General features: G+C 48.3%; 20 protein-coding genes. 2 read left to right on the forward strand and 18 right to left on the reverse strand.

Annotation, left to right across the window (positions count from 1 at the left end):
* Positions 1-3: 3 nt before the first annotated feature.
* The 10 genes from VBY75_RS05240 to ccmA are packed head-to-tail and all read right to left on the reverse strand — an operon-like array spanning position 4 to position 7,703.
* A complete protein-coding gene (locus tag VBY75_RS05240) occupies positions 4-783 on the reverse strand; it encodes a VacJ family lipoprotein (protein WP_054486825.1) in 780 nt (259 codons plus the stop codon).
* Positions 780-1,988 carry a c-type cytochrome biogenesis protein CcmI gene (gene ccmI, locus VBY75_RS05245; protein ID WP_054486823.1) on the reverse strand — a complete coding sequence of 403 codons (1,209 nt, stop codon included), beginning with the start codon at positions 1,986-1,988 and terminating at the stop codon, positions 780-782. Before ccmI ends, VBY75_RS05240 begins: the two co-directional genes overlap by 4 nt.
* A complete protein-coding gene (locus tag VBY75_RS05250) occupies positions 1,981-2,442 on the reverse strand; it encodes a cytochrome c-type biogenesis protein (protein WP_222236706.1) in 462 nt (153 codons plus the stop codon). Before VBY75_RS05250 ends, ccmI begins: the two co-directional genes overlap by 8 nt.
* A complete protein-coding gene (locus tag VBY75_RS05255) occupies positions 2,439-2,987 on the reverse strand; it encodes a DsbE family thiol:disulfide interchange protein (protein ID WP_416511372.1) in 549 nt (182 codons plus the stop codon). Before VBY75_RS05255 ends, VBY75_RS05250 begins: the two co-directional genes overlap by 4 nt.
* Positions 2,980-4,935 (reverse strand): heme lyase CcmF/NrfE family subunit, encoded by a 1,956-nt coding sequence (locus VBY75_RS05260; protein WP_199493069.1) that lies wholly within the window; start codon positions 4,933-4,935, stop codon positions 2,980-2,982. The genes VBY75_RS05255 and VBY75_RS05260 overlap by 8 nt, the downstream gene beginning before the upstream one ends.
* Positions 4,932-5,414, reverse strand: a complete 483-nt coding sequence (gene ccmE / locus VBY75_RS05265; protein ID WP_054486815.1) for a cytochrome c maturation protein CcmE — start codon at positions 5,412-5,414, stop codon at positions 4,932-4,934. Before ccmE ends, VBY75_RS05260 begins: the two co-directional genes overlap by 4 nt.
* Positions 5,398-5,628, reverse strand: coding sequence for a heme exporter protein CcmD (gene ccmD, locus VBY75_RS05270; RefSeq protein ID WP_054486812.1), 231 nt, complete (start codon positions 5,626-5,628; stop codon positions 5,398-5,400). Before ccmD ends, ccmE begins: the two co-directional genes overlap by 17 nt.
* Positions 5,628-6,365, reverse strand: coding sequence for a heme ABC transporter permease (locus tag VBY75_RS05275; RefSeq protein ID WP_054486810.1), 738 nt, complete (start codon positions 6,363-6,365; stop codon positions 5,628-5,630). The genes ccmD and VBY75_RS05275 overlap by 1 nt, the downstream gene beginning before the upstream one ends.
* Before the next feature lies 1 nt (position 6,366).
* Complete coding sequence (gene ccmB / locus VBY75_RS05280; protein ID WP_054486809.1) at positions 6,367-7,050, reverse strand: heme exporter protein CcmB; 684 nt, start codon at positions 7,048-7,050, stop codon at positions 6,367-6,369.
* Positions 7,047-7,703 carry a cytochrome c biogenesis heme-transporting ATPase CcmA gene (gene ccmA / locus VBY75_RS05285; RefSeq protein WP_054486807.1) on the reverse strand — a complete coding sequence of 219 codons (657 nt, stop codon included), beginning with the start codon at positions 7,701-7,703 and terminating at the stop codon, positions 7,047-7,049. Before ccmA ends, ccmB begins: the two co-directional genes overlap by 4 nt.
* 78 nt (positions 7,704-7,781) lie before the next feature.
* Between ccmA and VBY75_RS05290 the strand changes: the two genes are divergently transcribed.
* On the forward strand, positions 7,782-9,452 hold the full coding sequence (locus VBY75_RS05290; RefSeq protein ID WP_054486805.1) for a flagellar hook-length control protein FliK: 1,671 nt from the start codon (positions 7,782-7,784) through the stop codon (positions 9,450-9,452).
* Positions 9,449-9,730, forward strand: coding sequence for an EscU/YscU/HrcU family type III secretion system export apparatus switch protein (locus VBY75_RS05295; RefSeq protein WP_054486803.1), 282 nt, complete (start codon positions 9,449-9,451; stop codon positions 9,728-9,730). The genes VBY75_RS05290 and VBY75_RS05295 overlap by 4 nt, the downstream gene beginning before the upstream one ends.
* Positions 9,731-9,737: 7 nt before the next feature.
* Here VBY75_RS05295 and VBY75_RS05300 read toward each other — a convergent pair whose 3' ends face one another.
* The 8 genes from VBY75_RS05300 to cheY are packed head-to-tail and all read right to left on the reverse strand — an operon-like array spanning position 9,738 to position 16,834.
* Positions 9,738-10,184, reverse strand: coding sequence for a DUF2802 domain-containing protein (locus tag VBY75_RS05300; protein WP_054486801.1), 447 nt, complete (start codon positions 10,182-10,184; stop codon positions 9,738-9,740).
* A gap of 3 nt (positions 10,185-10,187) precedes the next feature.
* Positions 10,188-10,691, reverse strand: a complete 504-nt coding sequence (locus VBY75_RS05305) for a chemotaxis protein CheW (RefSeq protein ID WP_054486799.1) — start codon at positions 10,689-10,691, stop codon at positions 10,188-10,190.
* An 18-nt stretch (positions 10,692-10,709) separates the two neighbouring features.
* A complete protein-coding gene (locus tag VBY75_RS05310; protein WP_416511378.1) occupies positions 10,710-11,564 on the reverse strand; it encodes a chemotaxis protein CheW in 855 nt (284 codons plus the stop codon).
* 3 nt (positions 11,565-11,567) lie between these two features.
* Positions 11,568-12,344, reverse strand: coding sequence for a ParA family protein (locus tag VBY75_RS05315; protein WP_054486795.1), 777 nt, complete (start codon positions 12,342-12,344; stop codon positions 11,568-11,570).
* A 12-nt stretch (positions 12,345-12,356) separates the two neighbouring features.
* Positions 12,357-13,517: a protein-glutamate methylesterase/protein-glutamine glutaminase gene (locus tag VBY75_RS05320; RefSeq protein WP_054486792.1), complete on the reverse strand. Its 1,161-nt coding sequence runs from the start codon at positions 13,515-13,517 to the stop codon at positions 12,357-12,359.
* 15 nt (positions 13,518-13,532) lie between these two features.
* On the reverse strand, positions 13,533-15,677 hold the full coding sequence (locus VBY75_RS05325) for a chemotaxis protein CheA (RefSeq protein ID WP_054486790.1): 2,145 nt from the start codon (positions 15,675-15,677) through the stop codon (positions 13,533-13,535).
* Positions 15,678-15,690: 13 nt separating this feature from the next.
* Complete coding sequence (locus VBY75_RS05330; protein ID WP_054486789.1) at positions 15,691-16,437, reverse strand: protein phosphatase CheZ; 747 nt, start codon at positions 16,435-16,437, stop codon at positions 15,691-15,693.
* A gap of 13 nt (positions 16,438-16,450) precedes the next feature.
* Positions 16,451-16,834 (reverse strand): chemotaxis response regulator CheY, encoded by a 384-nt coding sequence (gene cheY / locus VBY75_RS05335; protein ID WP_016341317.1) that lies wholly within the window; start codon positions 16,832-16,834, stop codon positions 16,451-16,453.
* Positions 16,835-16,865: the final 31 nt, after the last annotated feature.

Here is a 16,865-nt window from a genome sequence, read left to right on the forward strand (position 1 = left end):
TCGTCAATAAGACTCATCGCCGGAATCGTCAGAGTCGTCGAATTCATCATCAGCGTCCCAGTCATCGTCGAAATCGTCAAAGTCATCGAAGTCTTCGTCTTCAAGCGGAGGATTGCCATCAAAAACTTGATCCTGCCAGCGTTGATAGTACACGTCTTTAACAAAAGAATAAGGGTCAAGAGAGTTTTCTAATACTTGCTCCTGTTCACGTAAACGCAGGCGCATTTCCAGACCTTTGATTGCGTAACGTGCAACATCCAGAGGCCAGCTTAAGAGAGGATACGGAAAGTACTGGCCATCGGCGTAATCACCACCGCGATCAACCACTACCGTAGGCCCCATGAGCGGCAGCATTAAATAAGGCCCTTCAGGCACCCCCCAGACTGCCAGTGTTTGCCCAAAGCTCTCTTCCCGCTTTGTCAAACCCATAGGTGTTGCAACGTCGAACAAACCCACTAAACCAACGGTGGAGTTCACAACAAAGCGGCCCAGAGAGATGCCGGCATCGGCTACTTTCCACTGCAGTAAGTTATTCACAAATGAAGACGGTTCTTCAAGATTCTCTACGGCTTGATACAAAGAAGTTCGAATTGGCTGCGGAATATATTCATAGGTTTCCGCTGCAGGCTTTATAACCGCTTTGTCTACATCGCGGTTGAACTCCCACATTCCCCGGTTAAAATCTTCAAACGGGTCACGAGGGTCTGCATAAGGGTCGTCTGGTGTTGACGAACACCCCGCCGTTAGTAGAGAAACAAGTAGTAACAATCCATATTTTTTCATTCTTCAATCCGGCTTGATAAGGTCAAAGTTAATTCGGCTGAACCGTCAGCATTTATAGTGACTCTTTCTGCTTCAAGATCACCCGCTTGTCGATCTATTTTCTCGTCTTGCGAAATACGTGCATGCACCTGCCATTGATCGAGGTCGCTCATCTTATAATCAGGTAGCATGGCGTTTTGATTGGACAAAGTTACAGTAACCGGAAACTCGCTGACTGGTTGGCGAACGACGGCAGCCGGCATAGGCTGTTCCATTCCCGTTACATAAACAAAGAGCGTGCCATTCTCCGGCAGGTGATGGCGCATGTTATCACTTAACGTCACCCTAACCTGTAATTGCACCTCGGCTTTTTCCTGCTGCTCTTTAGCGTTGTCTAACGCGTTGACTACAGCCTGATATCGCTCGGAAGTTTTCGGCAACCGTTCTTTTAGTAACTCCCAGGCACTGATTGCCTGTGCCCAGTCCTGACGTTCAAAAGCAACAAAGCCCAGTAAAGATAGAGCCTCGATATTGTCCGGGTCTTGCTTTAATGCTCGAGCTAGCAGACGAGCTGCTTTAGGCTGACCATCTTCAGCACCTGACATCAATAGAAAACGGCTATAGCTGACTAACGTATTAACCCTATTGGGCTCAATTTGCAGTGACTTCTGGAATGCTTCATCAGCATCCTCTCCGGCTCCTAAATCAACCATTATGCCCGCGTAAATCCACCAGGCAATGGCGTCCTCTGGTTCACGCATCAGCTTCTGTCGCAGGCCTAATGCAAAGGTATTTAAATCTTCTCGACTGGCTTGTTGGTTCTGTTGCTGCAGTAAAGTCTTGCCTAATTCCGGAAGTTGCCTGCGTGCATCTTCCGCCTGTAGTTGTAGTTGCCAACTTCCAAAAGCCCAGTAAAGACCAGCAGAAACAACCAACAACAAAACAATAGGCAATGCCACAGGAGCCCGGTGCCAGTGAACGTTTTCTTCAACATCCTGGCTGTCATTCAAAAACGTTTTGTCCAATTCTTGCTTTGCGTGCTGATAATCTTCATCAGGCAGGTCATATTGAGAGCGCTCTTCTTCAAGCTCGGCCAGACGTTGTTCATACCAGCGTTGGTTTTCATCCTGCCGCTTGTGATAACGGCGTTGCTTGCCTGTTGCCAGTAAGACGAAAACTACGGCAACGAGCAACATCAACAACATTAATAACCATAAACTACTCATCGCGCGACTTCCTCAGTTGCTCTAAACGCTCACGCTCTTCCTGTGTTAATTCCACTGCAGCTTTTTTCTTTCGGGTCAGTGCTATCGCTGTGCCCACACCAATAACCAGAATTAATAATGGTCCCCACCATAAAATGCTGGTCACTTTCGTAAACGGAGGTTGGTAGTGAACAAAGTCACCATAACGCGCGATCATAAAGTTGATAATCTCTTCTCTCGATTTGCCTTCTTTCAGCATCTGATATGTGCGATCGCGCATATCTTCAGCTAAAGGGGCATTAGAGTCGGCGATATTCTGGTTCTGGCACTTAGGACAGCGCAATTCTTTTATCAGCTGACGATAGGTCTCATGTTGTTGCTCGTTTTCGAACTGGCGAGTGTTCTCATCTTCCGCGGAAACAAAAGAAACCATCAAAAAAGCAGTCATTAAAGCCAATAGAGGTGTGCGTATCATTTCGCTTCCTCCACCAACTGCTGATAAATTCCCTGCAGTTTACTCGACCAATTACGTTCATTCACATCGCCCACGTGGCGATATCGGATAACACCTTTATGGTCAATAAAGTAGGTTTCCGGCGCCCCATAGACACCAAAATCAAAGGCAATTTCACCTTCAGGGTCGAACAAGTTAACGGTATAAGGGTCGCCCAGCGTGTTCAGCCAATTAACCGCTTTTTCCCTGGAGTCGTCTTTATAATTGAGACCAACAATAGGAATCCCCTTAGCCGCCAACTCATTTAGAAACTCATGTTCAGCCCGGCAAGTAGGACACCAGGTTGCCCATACATTCATCAGTAGCGGACCGTCATGAAGTACAGACTGGTCATAAGTAATATCAGTATCATAAAGGTCTTTCGCCTGAAACTGCGGCACGGGGTCATCGACCAGTGCAGAATCCAGCTCCGTCGGGTCACTACCTAAACCTTTCAGTAAGAAAAGCACAAGACCTGCAAACAAAACCAACGGCCCAAACAGAATCAACCAACGAAACTTAGTCATCGGCTGCCTCCTTTTTACTGCGCTTTCTATAGCGCTTGTCGGCCAACGCCATAGCGCCACCAATGGCCATAATAATGGCACCGAGCCATATCCAGCGCACGAAAGGTTTTATATAAAAGCGAATTGCCCAGGTTTCGTCATCTAAGGGCTCACCCATGGCAATGTAAATATCACGTAATAGACTGGCATCGAGACCGACTTCGGTCATGCTGGTGCGCTGAACTCGGTAGAAGCGTTTTTCACTCGTTAACTGAGTAATTTGTTCTCCGTCCTGATACACCGTAAACAAGCCTTCATCTGCGTCGTAGTTAGGCCCTTCTCGATGTTCCAGCCTCTCGAATACCACCTGGTAGTCCATAACGTCCGCTGATTGGCCCGGGGCGATCGCAATATCGCGCTCTTGCTCGTAGTGCGATACCAGACTAATACCAATCAGTGTTACAGCAAACCCTAAATGTCCAAGCACCATTCCCCAGTGACTACCGGAGATCTTAGTAAGCCCCGATAAGCCTTGCTTGCGTTGCTTCACGGTTTGCTGAACTTCCGTTAGAGTCGCAAGCGCTACCCAGAAGGCAAGAAACAAAGCAATAACAACCATCGCAGGAAGCTCATCAGCCCAAATTTTAGGTAACGCATACGCCAGAACAATAGCTATAGATAACGCCAACGCCAGCGGTTTTAAAAGCGGCTTCATAGCCTGACGGCGCCAGCGCATTAAAGGCCCCAGGCCGAGCATTAACGCAAATGGAATAACCAGCCAGCTATAGAGTTCATTAAAGAAAGGCTCGCCAATTGAAATGGTACCCAGCCCTATTTCTTTATGAACCAGCGGTAACATGGTTCCTAAAAACACCACCACCATGGCTGCCATTAACAGTACGTTATTACCCAAAAGCATGACTTCGCGAGAGAGCAATTCGTAACGACTGTAACTTTGCATTTTGCCGGCACGCAGTCCGTATAAAATCAAAGAGCCGCCAACAACCAGCCCCAGCAGAACCAGAATAAACAGACCACGAGTGGGGTCAGAAGCAAAGGCGTGTACTGAAACGAGAACGCCTGAGCGCACCAGGAATGTCCCCAGTAAACTTAAGCTAAAGGCAGAAATTGCCAATAAAACGGTCCAGGATTTAAAACTACCCCGCTTCTCAGTTACTGCTAACGAGTGCAACAATGCGGTTCCTACCAGCCATGGCATAAAGCTCGCATTTTCGACCGGATCCCAGAACCACCAGCCACCCCAGCCAAGCTCGTAATAAGCCCACCAGCTACCAATAGCAATACCCAGCGTCAGAAAAATCCACGCGGCGAGTGTCCAGGGACGAGACCAGCGCGCCCAGGCGGCATCAAGTTTACCCGACAATAGTGCGGCTATAGCAAACGCAAAAGCAACTGAAAATCCGACATAACCCATGTACAACAACGGCGGATGAATGATCATCCCCGGATCCTGCAATAACGGGTTTAAGTCTCTTCCATCAACGGGAATTAATGGCAAACTGCGATCAAAGGGGTTAGACACCGTGATCATGAACAGGTAAAAGCCAATGCTAATCAAACCCAGAATAGCTAACACACGAGCTATCATTGGTAGCGGCATAGAGCGGGAAAATATCGCAACGGCAGCTATCCAGCCGGCCTGCATTAGCATCCATAACAGGAACGACCCTTCATGAGAGCCCCATACAGCCGTTACCCGATACACGACCGGTAGTTGGCTATTTGAGTTAGCAGCAACATAAGCAATACTAAAGTCGTTAGTAACAAAGCCTGCGACAAGTAAAGCAAAGGCAATAGCGGTAAAGAAGAACTGGCCATAGGCAAAAGGACGGGCTAGTGACATCATACCGCCGTTACCTTTTGCCGCGCCCCATAACGGGTAAACCGCCAGTAATACTGAAAAAGCCAGAGCAATGGCTATGGCAAGATGTCCTGCTTCAGCAATCATTGCTCGCCGCCCTCTTCAACTTTATTGGGGTTAACGTGCTTTATGCCTTTCATCTGCTCGGCAAGCTCCGGTGGCATATATTCTTCGTCATGCTTAGCTAACACTTCGCTGGCTTTTAACACCGTTGGCTCTATCAGTTCGCCTTGCGCGACAATGCCCTGACCTTCGCGGAATAAGTCCGGCAAAATACCCTGATACAGCACCGTAACTTCGGGCCCAATGTCAGTAATTTCAAAGGAGACTTCCAGAGTTTCGCGGTTACGCTCGACGGAACCTTCAACCACCATACCGCCTACCCGGATGCGCTGACCAACCTGCGGCTTCTGTTTGTCTTTGCCCTTGCCTTCTACCAACTCAGTTGGTGTATAAAACAGGTCAATACTTTGACTTAGGGCATACAACATAAGCCCGGTTGCAACAGATACCCCAATGACTAAAACAGCCACCCAGGTTAAGCGCTTTTTACGTCTTGGATTCATTACCGTCTCCTACTTCTGCACGGCTTGCTTTGCGTCTTGCTAAACGCTCTTGACGCTGCTGTAACTGCTTGCTTTTCTTAGCCAGCTGTCGTTTTGCTAATAAAGTTTCAAGCGCAACACCAGCCAGCACGACAAAACTGAGAAAGAATGACAACCAGACATAAAGTCCATAACCACCCATTGCGACAAAGTCGGTGAAGCTGTCAAAAGCCATTAGTCCTGCTCCAGTCGTTGTTGTGCCCATGGACGATGTAATTCATGTCTGAGTATCTCATTTTTTAACCGCATCATCACTAGTGAAACCGTTAAAAAAGCAAAGCCTGCAAGGCATATCAGTAAAGGTATAAGCATACTGGTCGCTATTGAAGGCCGCTCGAATTTCGTAATGGTGGCGCCTTGATGCAAGGTGTTCCACCATTCCACAGAAAAATGAATAATCGGTAAGTTAATAACCCCTACCAGAGACAGTATTGCCGCAGCTTTTGCCCCTGTTCTGGCGTCATCAAAGGCGAAATACAGAGCCATGACACCAACATAAAGAAACAGCAGAATGAGTTCAGAGGTCAGTCGCGCATCCCATACCCACCAGGTTCCCCACATCGGTTTACCCCAGATAGCCCCGGTAAGCAAAGCAACCACTGTCAACGCAGCACCGACCGGAGCTATGGCCGGAATAGACCACTCCGCGGTCTTAATCTGCCAGATAAGAGCAATAGCCCCCATTATCGCCATACCCATGTACGCACCCATAGAGAAAATAGCGGAAGGCACGTGCAGAAAAATGATTCGATAGCTGTCGCCCTGTTGGTAGTCACCCGGAGCAAACGCCAGCCCCCAGATAACACCTGTAACCAGGGTCACTAATGTCAGAGCTACGAACCAAGGGAGCAGTTTCTGCAATAAATGGTAAGTTGCTTCCGGTTTTGCATAGGGGTGTAACCATCGCCACATATTAATTTACACTCATTCTAATGCCCGCTGCGACAGCCAGCGGAGCCAATGTTACGGTTAAAACAGAAATTGCCGCCAGTATCGCTAACTGGCCATGAACTGCAAGCCCCATCGACGCATTTTCCACCGCAGCTGTGGCAAATATCAATAAAGGAATAAAGAGCGGAATGAGGATTAAACTCACCAGCGAGCTACCGCGCTGAACTTGTAAGGTCAGCGCCGCACCAATAGCGCCTAAAGCACTTAACGCCGGTGTGCCCAACAATAAAGTTAATGCCAGTGCCCACCAGCCTTGCAACGGTAAACTCAGCAGCAATGCCAGCACGGGTGACAAAATAACTAAGGGTAAGCCGCTTAACAACCAGTGTACGGCCATTTTTGCCGTCACAGTAAAAGCCAAAGGCTGGGGCAACAAGCATAGTTGCTCCAATGTACCGTCCTGGAAATCATCGCGGAACAGCCGTTCAAGACCCAGTAAGCTGGCTAATAATGCCGCGACCCAAATAATACCCGGTGCAATGCGGGCTAAAATATCCGGTCCTGGACCAATGCCCAGGGGGAACAAAGTCACAACCATCAACAGAAAAAGTAACGGGTTCAGTGCGTCACTGCGCCGCCGTGCCGCTATGCGAAGATCGCGCTTTAGCAAGGTCACCCAAATTTGCCGGCTCGATAACTGGCTCATAGTATTTCCCCCTGATATTCCAGTGACAGTTTTTCAGGGGTCAGATCAGAAAGGGTCAGCGACTGGTGCGAAGTAAAAATGATAGTACCGCCGTTTTGTATATGCTCGACAAAGCGCTGCTGCAACAAAGCAATTCCCTGCACGTCGAGTGCAGTGAAAGGTTCGTCCAGGATCCAAAGTGAAGCCTGCGTAGCCCACAGCCGGGTTAAAGCGACCCGCCTTTGCTGCCCTGCCGATAAACGGGCTGTCAGTTCATCCTCTAAACCGAGTAAACCGAGCTTTTCAAGTAGCTCCCAGGCGTCGATATCTTCGGTCGAAGACAATTGTTGCTGCCAGTGAAAGTTTTCACGGGCACTTAATTCGCCTTTGACGGCGGCCTTATGACCAATGAACAAAAGTTGTTCGCAATACTCTGACCAGTTATGACTTAATGGCTTGCCGTAAAACGACACAAGACCATTTGACGGCGCTAATAAGCCTGTCAGAATGCGTAACAGTGAGGACTTGCCAGCTCCGTTAGGTCCGCTGACTTGCCACAACTGACCAGCACTTACCGAAAAGTTGAGATTTTCAAACAATACTCGCCCACCACGGATTGAGCTTAACTGCTCTGCGTGCAATAGTGGACTATTGGTGGAAGCAACCTGTGTCATGCGGATTTTACAACCGAAACCTTACTGGTAAGCTGACGCAAATGCCCACGATTCTACCATAAAATTTAGGTAAAGCGCATGGCTGATATTAAGCAACTGCTACAACAAATGATGGCATCACCGGAACGGACTTTAGCTCGTGCCGAACAACAGCAATTATCCAGTCTCATGCGTATTTTTAATAGTGGGGCAGATACACCGAAAACCAATAATATGCCATCTGCGCCTTCGGCTAACATTCAACAGGGCCAGACGGTATCAGCTACCACCAACAATTCACCTTTAGTTCAGGCCAGCACTGCAAAATTACTCGCTAAACTACTGGTTCAAATTAGTTTACCCGTAACTTATGAACCGGCAAAAGGCGAACAGCAACCAGCGCGTATTCAGGGCAACAACTGGCAGTGGCCGAATCCACCTAAGAATTTACAACCCCAGTTGACCGCCCCTGCAAAATTGCAGCTAGCCATTACCCAGCCGGATCCCAAGTTACCGGTTGTGCAGTTAAGCCTGAATACCACCGGTAATTCGAAGCCTGTTGCCGTTGCAGAAATACCGTTAACACAGTTACCGGCCAAGTTGGTTAAAGCCTTTGTTGAACAGGGAAAAGTTGCAACCGTGCAGCTACCGGTTAAACCTCAACCTATTTCGCAGTCAGCCGTTCAAACAGCTCCTGCAGCTAAAGTCGATAGCCAGCCGGGCAGCCAAAGCAACTTAAACTTGCAGGCAGCGCAAAAATTAACGGTGCCTGTTGCCAGTGGGCTGGCAATCAAACAAGCTCAACAGCTGACCCCAAAACAATTTCAGCAAGCCCTGCAGAGCTTTATACCTGAAAATATCAGGCCTAAGCTCTTTACTCAGCCACAACAGGTTGAAGGGGTACAACAAACACCCCCGCGGCTGTCTGCTGATGCAATGCGAGAAGCCACTCAGTCGCCACCGAAAGCCCTGCAGCAGCTTTTGTTGAAGGTGTTGCAGCAAATGCCTGCTCCAGAGTCTATGCAACGCCCACAAGCGCTACAGAGTTGGGTCAGTGACTGGTTTGCCGCACGCCCGGTCAGTGCCCAACCCAGTCAGCAAATGGGCAGTCTGGGGCAAATGCTGATGACTCTGCTGGGGCTGGCTATGCAACAAAAGCCTGAAACAACAACGGTCAATAACTCAGCCCCAAGAGCTTTGCCTAACCAGTTTACCCAAGCGCTGATACAGCAGGTACTTAACCCGGCTCCGGAAAATGCCGGAGAGGTTCGTGAGCGCATAAATGCGCTGTTACAACAGCTGCCACAACAGCAATTACAGCGACTACTGCAACTCTTTACCGGCATTCTGAATTCAGCGCAAAGTAGTCAGGCACGCCTGCAGGAGTCGGCTCCGCAGCAACCGGAATATTACATTTTGCTACCGGCCGACACACAAAAACCACAGCAACACGAGCTTCTTATTCGCAGAGAAAAGGACAGTAGCAACAAAGAAGACAACGGCCGTACTTTATGGCTATTTACTCTGCGCTTCGAATTAGATAGCACAGGTCCTCTGTTGGTCAAAGGTCGCTACCACCCGCAAGGCTCTTCGGTTGATTTCTATACTGAAACTAAAACAGCACAAAAAGTGGTGGAAAGCCATGTCGAAAAGCTCGAGAAAAGACTGGAAGAATTAGAAGTAAACAGCGTTAAACTTAGGGTTCAGCAAGGCAAAATTCCAGACAACCTGGCGCAGCAGCACAGTGGTATTATTCGGGTGACAGTATGAGTGAGAAAAAAGAAAAGCAGGCAATAGGACTGTCGTACGACGGCTTTAATGCGCCCAAGGTAATCGCTCGCGGTTTCGACGAGCTAGCGGAAGAAATCATCGCCGTAGCTAAAGAGCATGGAGTTTTAGTGCACGAAGATCCACTCTTGTCAGATTCACTGGCAAAGCTCAATGTAGGCGATGAAATTCCCAGAGAGCTTTACATTATTATTGCCGAAATTATTGCTTTCGCTTATTTGTTGGATGGCAAGTTCCCAAGGCAATGGGAGGAAGGTTAGAATGAAACTACGCGCCTTTTTTATGCAAGGAAATGAGCAACTCGGCTTCGGCTTGAGGTAAGTCACACTCCTGCATCAGTTCCTCTGCACTGGCACCACTGGCAACCAGTTTAGCCGCGCGATGATAAAGCTTACTGCCCGGGTCCTGCTCCGCCACTTCCTGTAATTTCTGCTGCAACTGTTGTTGCTCATCGTTTAGCTGTGCAACCTGCTGTTGCAGTTGTGCAACCACCTGCTGCTGAGCGAAATCAGCTTTAGATGATGCTTCTGGCTGCTGTTTAAACTGCTCACGCAGCGATAATACTTCACTGGCCGTTTCTGTCAGCATTAATAAGCGCTGCTGCTGACGCTCAATTAACTCAGCCTGCCGCCGCGAAGTAATAACCACGGCTACTAACGCAATAAGCGCCAGCCCAAGAGCCAGCGCTGAAATAACAAATAACCAGTTCGTCATGAATTAACCCAGACGGGAAATTTCATCCCATTCTTCATCGGTTAGCATTTTGTCCAAATCGACTAAAATCAGTAACTCACCATCGCGGTTACTGACACCCTGAATAAAGCGGGCACTTTCATCGGTGCCAACATTTGGTGCGCTGTCAATTTCTGAAGTTTTCAGGTAGACAACCTCAGCCACGCTATCGACCAGTATACCAATCACCTGCTGTTCAGACTCAATAATGACGATACGAGAGTTGTCGGTGACTTCTGTTGTTTGCAGACCAAAACGCAGACGCGTATCAATAACGGTAACGACATTTCCGCGCAAGTTGATAATGCCTAATACATAGTTAGGTGCGCCAGGTACCGGAGCAATTTCGCTGTAGCGCAGCACTTCCTGAACCTGCATTACATTGATACCGTAAGTTTCCTGCTCCAGCTGAAATGTTACCCACTGCAGAACTTCGTCATTACTATCAACGTCGGTTTCATTCTTGATAGCGCGATTGTCTTTACTCATGTCTTACTCCGCCATGCGTTATTTATCTTGCTGGATATGTCCCAGACCTTTATCCAGAAGTGTAATCAATGCGTTAACATCGAGCAATGCACACATTCTGTCACGGACAACCCCGGCAAGCCAGGGTCGCTTGTTATTCGTCTCTTTACGCCACTGAATTGAATGCGGCTGCAAAGGTTCGCTGGTGACCAGCTCTTCACACAACAAGCCCCACGGGCTGTCGTTTAGTGTAATCAAATACTGATAGTCTAAACTCTCTTCCAGCTCAGGCGTGCATTTCTCTGGCATAACCCAGCGAGCCGTATCGACCACCTGAAGCTTGTTGTCTCGTTCGGTCATAATACCGCGGAACCATTTCGGTTTACCCATCAACGGGCTAATTTTTCCCAATTGATGAATACCGCCAAGACTTTTCAATGGTACTGCCAGTGTCAGTCCGGCTACTTTAAAAAACAGAGCCTGAAAATCGTGTTCCATGTACTCAGACATCGCGTCGGGGAGCGGCTCTGCCTGTATATCCAGTTCTTCAGTAACTTCCGCTTCAGTTTCTGTTTCGTTGTCTGTTTCGTTATCTATTTCAGCAGCCGATGAATCATCGGTTACTGTTTCGGTCGAGGTATCCACTTCCGTGGAAACTTCAACTTCCGGCTCTGTATAGATATCGTCAGCTTTTACAGAAACTAAAGGTAATAAATCCTGTTCGCGATTCAGACTAACGGTTTCTTTCTCAGATACCGCCTGAATTTTCGGCGCGGCCTGTGCAAGCAGTCGCTTTACCGGCTCGTTATCGAACTCAACCGTTTCTTCCTCGAGCAATAAAGCGTCGAGGTATTCGGCCATTGCCGCTTCACTGTTATCGCGTTTCATGTTCATAAATCAACGTACATCCAACTGCTGTAAATTGGTCAACAAGGATTGATAAGCCAAAACTCCCCGCGCCTTAGGCGCATAAACTGAAGGAGGTTGTTGCTCGTTAGATGCATCCCGAAATTTAGTATCTATTGGAATCATGCCATTCCAGACCGAACGTCCATAACGGGCAATCAGTTTTTTATAAGTTTGCAGCGATGCATTGGTTCGTTTGTCGTAAAGTGTCGGGATAATGGTATAAGCGTAATTCTCGCCCCGCGACTTATGGATGAGTGTCAGGGTTCGCATCATGCGGTCAAGGCCTTTCAAGGCCAAAAACTCTGTCTGCACCGGAATTAGAACTCGGCGGCAACAGGCAAGCGCATTCACCATAAGAACCCCCAATACCGGCGGTACATCAATCAGGACATAATCGAAGTCATCGGCTATCATCGCCAGGCCGCGCTTAAGTACTAACCCCATACCGTCCTGAGTCCCCAGCTTTCTATCCAGCGTTGCTAATGCCATAGTCGCCGGCATAACACTCAGGTTGTTAAACTCGGTTGGCAAAATACTGCGACGCATTAGCTCAGCCGTTATGTTCTTACCGGCGCTAAAGACATCAAAAGCACTGGACTCAAGCTCTTCCGAGTCAATGCCAAAATAGTAAGTTAATGATGCGTGAGGATCAGTATCAATACAAAGAACCCGCTTACCCTGCTCAGCCAAAAGTCCAGCCAAAGCAACAGCTGTCGTGGTCTTGCCGACCCCGCCTTTTTGATTAGCTACCGTCCATACGATCATTCACTCATCCCGCTATAAGCCGCTGTAACCGACTTCTTTCATAATCATCCTGGCCATGTCATCCAGGCTAATACTGCGAGTTGAAATTCCCGCTTGCGCAACAGCCTGCGGCATACCATAGACAACACAGCTGGCCTGATCTTGGGCCCATATCGTGGCTCCTTGATCTTTCAGCATACGAGAGCCATCACGACCATCGGCTCCCATACCGGTTAAAATGACACCAAGCACTTTACCCATATAGGTCTTTGATAAGCTTGCAAAGGTTAAATCCACGCTCGGCTTATAAGTAATGCGTCCACTGGTATCGTCTTTTACCCTTAAACGTGCACTACCCGGCCTGCCTTCGACCATAAGTTGTTTTCCGCCCGGCGCTAAATACGCTGTCCCGGCTCTGAGCACGTCGCCGTCCTCTGCTTCCTTCACATTAACCTGACACAAACCATTCAGACGCTGTGCAAAAGCTTTTGTGAACGCTGCCGGCATATGCTGAACCATTACAATTGGATAAGGGAAATTAGCCGGTAGCTGAGTCAGTATTTTCTGCAGCGCGACAGGGCCTCCAGTAGACGTTCCTATTGCCAAAATCTGATACGCCCGGTTCGTTGTTAGTGACCCTGCAGACTTTGCGGTGCGGGCATCACTTTCACGCTGGCTCTGTAATTCCTGGTTGCGCTGACGAATACGCTCAAGCGCGGTCTTTGGCTCATCCGGGCGTTCTGCTGGTTTCTTTACTGCCGGTGCCGGTGAGGGTCTGGCAGGCGTGCGGCTAACAGGTTGCCGGGCAATTGCCAGTACGCGATCCTGCAGCGTTTTCACTGCTTCATCGCGATTCCGTGCAATGTCTTCAAATTTCTTTGGCAGGAAGTCAGCGGCGCCCGCTTCTAACGCGTTTAACGTAGCTGTAGCGCCTTCATGAGTCAGCGAGCTAAACATCAAAATAGGGCAAGGGTTGCTGCTCATTATGGCTTTCACAGCATCAATACCGTTCATTACCGGCATTTCAATGTCCATGGTAATGACATCCGGCTTAAGCACGCGACTTTGTGAAACCGCTTCTTCTCCGTTATTGGCACTACCAATCACTTTAATGTTGGCATTGTCTTCTAAAATCTCAGTCACCCGGCGGCGGAAAAACGCCGAGTCATCTACCACGAGAACTTTTACAGTCATGAACGGTGTGTCCCGTTATCGTTTTGCGTAATACTTAAGCATACTTGGTACATCAACAATCAAAGCAATACCGCCATCACTGGTGATAGTTGCTCCAGCCATACCCGGTGTACCCTGCAATAGCTTATCTAATGGTTTTATGACCACTTCTTCCTGACCAATCAATGCGTTGACGACGAAACCAACCTGTTGGTTGCCAATTTGCACAACCACGACATGGCCTTTCTCATTACGGCTTGAACGATCCGGATTACGAACCAACCAATGCTCTAAGAAAAACAGCGGAATAGCACGGTCACGTACAATCAGTGTTAATTGACCATCAACGGTATTGGTACGCTTCATATCCAGATCGATAATTTCGCTTACCACAGCCAGTGGCAGAGCAAATGTCTGCTCTTTTACCGCAACCATTAAGGTAGGCAGTATCGCCAGAGTCAGTGGAACTTTAATTAAAAGCTCCGTGCCCTTACCCAGCTCAGACTGAATTTTGACACTACCGTTAAGCTGACTAATTTTGGTTTTAACCACATCCATCCCGACACCGCGGCCGGATATGTCTGAAACTTCTTCTTTGGTCGAAAAGCCAGCGGCAAAAATCAGATTATAAGCATCTTCGTCACTCAGACGCGCAGCGGCGTCGGTATCGAGAATACCTTTGCTGATAGCAATGCCCTTAAGCTTTTCCGCATCCATACCTGCACCGTCGTCTTTAATCGACAGCATAATATGGTCGCCTTCCTGAGACGCCGACAGCGTTACCGTCCCCGCACGCGGTTTACCATTAGCTTCGCGCACGTCCGGCATTTCAATACCGTGGTCAACAGAGTTACGAACCAAATGCACCAAAGGATCGGCCAGTGCTTCTACCAGGTTTTTATCCAGGTCGGTATCTTCACCGTACATCTCAAGGTTAATTTCTTTCTTAAGGCTGCGCGCTAAGTCCCTGACAACCCGAGGGAAACGCCCAAAAACTTTCTTAATAGGCTGCATACGGGTTTTCATAACCGCGCCTTGCAAGTCGCCAGTTACAACATCCAGATTAGAAATGGCTTTACCCATCTCGTCACTGTCTGATTCATCTGAGTTACTCAGGCTTAATAGACGATTCCGGACTAAAACCAGCTCACCGACCATATTCATAATTTCATCTAAACGTTTGGTATCAACCCGGACTGTGGTTTCAGCCTGAGCTGGTGCCGGCGCCGCTGGCTTTTTATCCACGGCTTTTGCTGCCGCAGGTTTATCTTCCGCTTTGGCCGCAGCTGCTTTCGGCTCTGGTTTAGCTGCAGGCTTAGGTTGAGGTTTAGCTTGCGGTTTTGGCTCAGGTTTCTTCTCAGCGGCTTTTTCTGCTGGCTTATCTCCTTTAGGCGTCGGCGCTTTACCACTGCCATGGAGTTCATCTAACAGCGACTCAAACTCGTCATCTGTTATTTCGTCATCTTTTGCTGGCTCTTTTTGCTTCTCTTGTGTTTTTTCAGCACTCTGAGGAGCCTTACCACTGCCGTGCAATTCATCCAGCAACGATTCAAACTCATCGTCTGTTATTTCATCGTTGTCATCGCCCGGTGCCGACTCAGCAGCGGAAGCTTTAGCTTCTTCTTTCTTGCCCGGTCCTTTACCTTCACCATGCAGTTCATCCAGTAAAGCTTCAAATTCGTCGTCCTGAATTTCATCAATACTTTCGCCGCTACTCGCGTCAGCTACCTCGGGCTCGGACTCTGGTTCGGGTTCTGGTTCCGGCGCTTTAACCGGCTCTTCATCTTCCGATTCCGGCTGGCTCAACTTATGCAGAAGTTCCAGTAATTCAGGTGATGCAGCTTCGGGCTCTTCTTTAGCCCGAACCTGTGCAAATTGAGCATTAATGGTATCCAGCGACTGTAGAATAACATCCATCAAGTCGGAGGTGACGGTACGTTGGCCATTACGCAGGGTATCGAACACATTTTCCGCACCGTGGCAGGTATCAACGAGTGCGCCCAGCGACAAAAACCCGGCACCACCTTTCACGGTATGAAAACCACGGAAAATAGCATTCAGCAGGTCTTTATTTTCTGGATCATTTTCCAGTTCAACCAGCTGTTCAGACAATTGCTCGAGGATCTCTCCCGCCTCGATCAAAAAGTCCTGCAGAATGTCTTCGTCCATATCAAAGCTCATGCGACTGATGCTCCTAGAAACCTAAACTGGACAGCAAATCGTCCACTTCGTCTTGTCCGCCAACCACGTCATCGCGTTGATCAGCATCTATAATAGGGCCTTCCGCAACACCTGCATTTTTCTTATCAGGCGTTGAGGTTGCTGCCTTACGGCGCTCTTCTTCTTTACCGAATATTTTGAGTAGCTCAATTAAGTTCTTTTCAACGTCTTCAACTAACTGAATAACCCGGCGAATGACTTGCCCGGTAATATCCTGAAAGTCCTGAGCCATCAATACTTCAGTCATCAACCCATGCACTTGTGGCATGTTTTCACCACAGCGCTTAAGTACGTCATCGACCTGATGGCATAAAGACTTGAATTCATTTAACTCAATATCGTTACTCATCAGCCTGTTCCAGGCCGGCATGACCTTCTCTACACGCTGATGCATCTCATCTGCTAACGGCAGGCAAGCCTCTACCGCATCCATTGTTCTATTGGCTGCGTCTTCGGTTTTCTCAATGACATACAACAAACGGTTTTGCGCATCAGGAAGATCATCTTGTGTCATTTGCACAATGCGAGGGTCTACCTGAAAGTCCTGAAGTGCTTCGTGGAGGTCGCGTGTTAACTGGCCGACAGAGGTAAACAACTTGTCGTTACGACGGTTGTAAACGTCTTCCAGTAATTGATTTGCCTGCTGCTGCTTCCCGTCTTCAAGCAAGGCTACGAGTTCCTTGGCTTGCTCCAGAGAAATATCATGGGCGTTATCAGACATAGTCATTCGCCCTTTAGCTAATACGTTCGAAAATCTTGTCGAGCTTTTCTTTCAACGTTACGGCTGTAAACGGTTTTACGATGTAACCATTAACCCCCGCTTGTGCGGCCATGATGATTTGCTCACGCTTAGCTTCGGCCGTTACCATCAATACCGGTAAATGCGCCAGGTTATCGTCCTTGCGAATTTCACGTAGCAAGTCAATTCCCTGCATACCGGGCATGTTCCAATCGGTTACGACAAAGTCGAAATCACCGTTCTGCAACATGGGTAAAGCCGTATTACCGTCATCAGCTTCCTGAATATTGGTAAAGCCAAGATCACGAAGTAAATTCTTAATGATTCGTCTCATTGTAGAAAAGTCATCCACAACAAGAATTTTCATATTTTTATCCAAAGCACCCTCCACTGAGGCTCTCGATTACCAC

The organism is Idiomarina sp. HB, assembly GCF_048059115.1.
Lineage (GTDB): Bacteria > Pseudomonadota > Gammaproteobacteria > Enterobacterales > Alteromonadaceae > Idiomarina > Idiomarina abyssalis.

What these genes read in the sequence shown, in the direction of transcription:
- VBY75_RS05240 (WP_054486825.1), bottom strand. Translation starts at nt 783, where the DNA reads ATGAAAAAATATGGATTGTTACTACTTGTTTCTCTACTAACGGCGGGG.
- ccmI (WP_054486823.1), bottom strand. Translation starts at nt 1,988, where the DNA reads ATGAGTAGTTTATGGTTATTAATGTTGTTGATGTTGCTCGTTGCCGTA.
- VBY75_RS05250 (WP_222236706.1), bottom strand. Translation starts at nt 2,442, where the DNA reads ATGATACGCACACCTCTATTGGCTTTAATGACTGCTTTTTTGATGGTT.
- VBY75_RS05255 (WP_416511372.1), bottom strand. Translation starts at nt 2,987, where the DNA reads ATGACTAAGTTTCGTTGGTTGATTCTGTTTGGGCCGTTGGTTTTGTTT.
- VBY75_RS05260 (WP_199493069.1), bottom strand. Translation starts at nt 4,935, where the DNA reads ATGATTGCTGAAGCAGGACATCTTGCCATAGCCATTGCTCTGGCTTTT.
- ccmE (WP_054486815.1), bottom strand. Translation starts at nt 5,414, where the DNA reads ATGAATCCAAGACGTAAAAAGCGCTTAACCTGGGTGGCTGTTTTAGTC.
- ccmD (WP_054486812.1), bottom strand. Translation starts at nt 5,628, where the DNA reads ATGGCTTTTGACAGCTTCACCGACTTTGTCGCAATGGGTGGTTATGGA.
- VBY75_RS05275 (WP_054486810.1), bottom strand. Translation starts at nt 6,365, where the DNA reads ATGTGGCGATGGTTACACCCCTATGCAAAACCGGAAGCAACTTACCAT.
- ccmB (WP_054486809.1), bottom strand. Translation starts at nt 7,050, where the DNA reads ATGAGCCAGTTATCGAGCCGGCAAATTTGGGTGACCTTGCTAAAGCGC.
- ccmA (WP_054486807.1), bottom strand. Translation starts at nt 7,703, where the DNA reads ATGACACAGGTTGCTTCCACCAATAGTCCACTATTGCACGCAGAGCAG.
- VBY75_RS05290 (WP_054486805.1), top strand. Translation starts at nt 7,782, where the DNA reads ATGGCTGATATTAAGCAACTGCTACAACAAATGATGGCATCACCGGAA.
- VBY75_RS05295 (WP_054486803.1), top strand. Translation starts at nt 9,449, where the DNA reads ATGAGTGAGAAAAAAGAAAAGCAGGCAATAGGACTGTCGTACGACGGC.
- VBY75_RS05300 (WP_054486801.1), bottom strand. Translation starts at nt 10,184, where the DNA reads ATGACGAACTGGTTATTTGTTATTTCAGCGCTGGCTCTTGGGCTGGCG.
- VBY75_RS05305 (WP_054486799.1), bottom strand. Translation starts at nt 10,691, where the DNA reads ATGAGTAAAGACAATCGCGCTATCAAGAATGAAACCGACGTTGATAGT.
- VBY75_RS05310 (WP_416511378.1), bottom strand. Translation starts at nt 11,564, where the DNA reads ATGAACATGAAACGCGATAACAGTGAAGCGGCAATGGCCGAATACCTC.
- VBY75_RS05315 (WP_054486795.1), bottom strand. Translation starts at nt 12,344, where the DNA reads ATGATCGTATGGACGGTAGCTAATCAAAAAGGCGGGGTCGGCAAGACC.
- VBY75_RS05320 (WP_054486792.1), bottom strand. Translation starts at nt 13,517, where the DNA reads ATGACTGTAAAAGTTCTCGTGGTAGATGACTCGGCGTTTTTCCGCCGC.
- VBY75_RS05325 (WP_054486790.1), bottom strand. Translation starts at nt 15,677, where the DNA reads ATGAGCTTTGATATGGACGAAGACATTCTGCAGGACTTTTTGATCGAG.
- VBY75_RS05330 (WP_054486789.1), bottom strand. Translation starts at nt 16,437, where the DNA reads ATGTCTGATAACGCCCATGATATTTCTCTGGAGCAAGCCAAGGAACTC.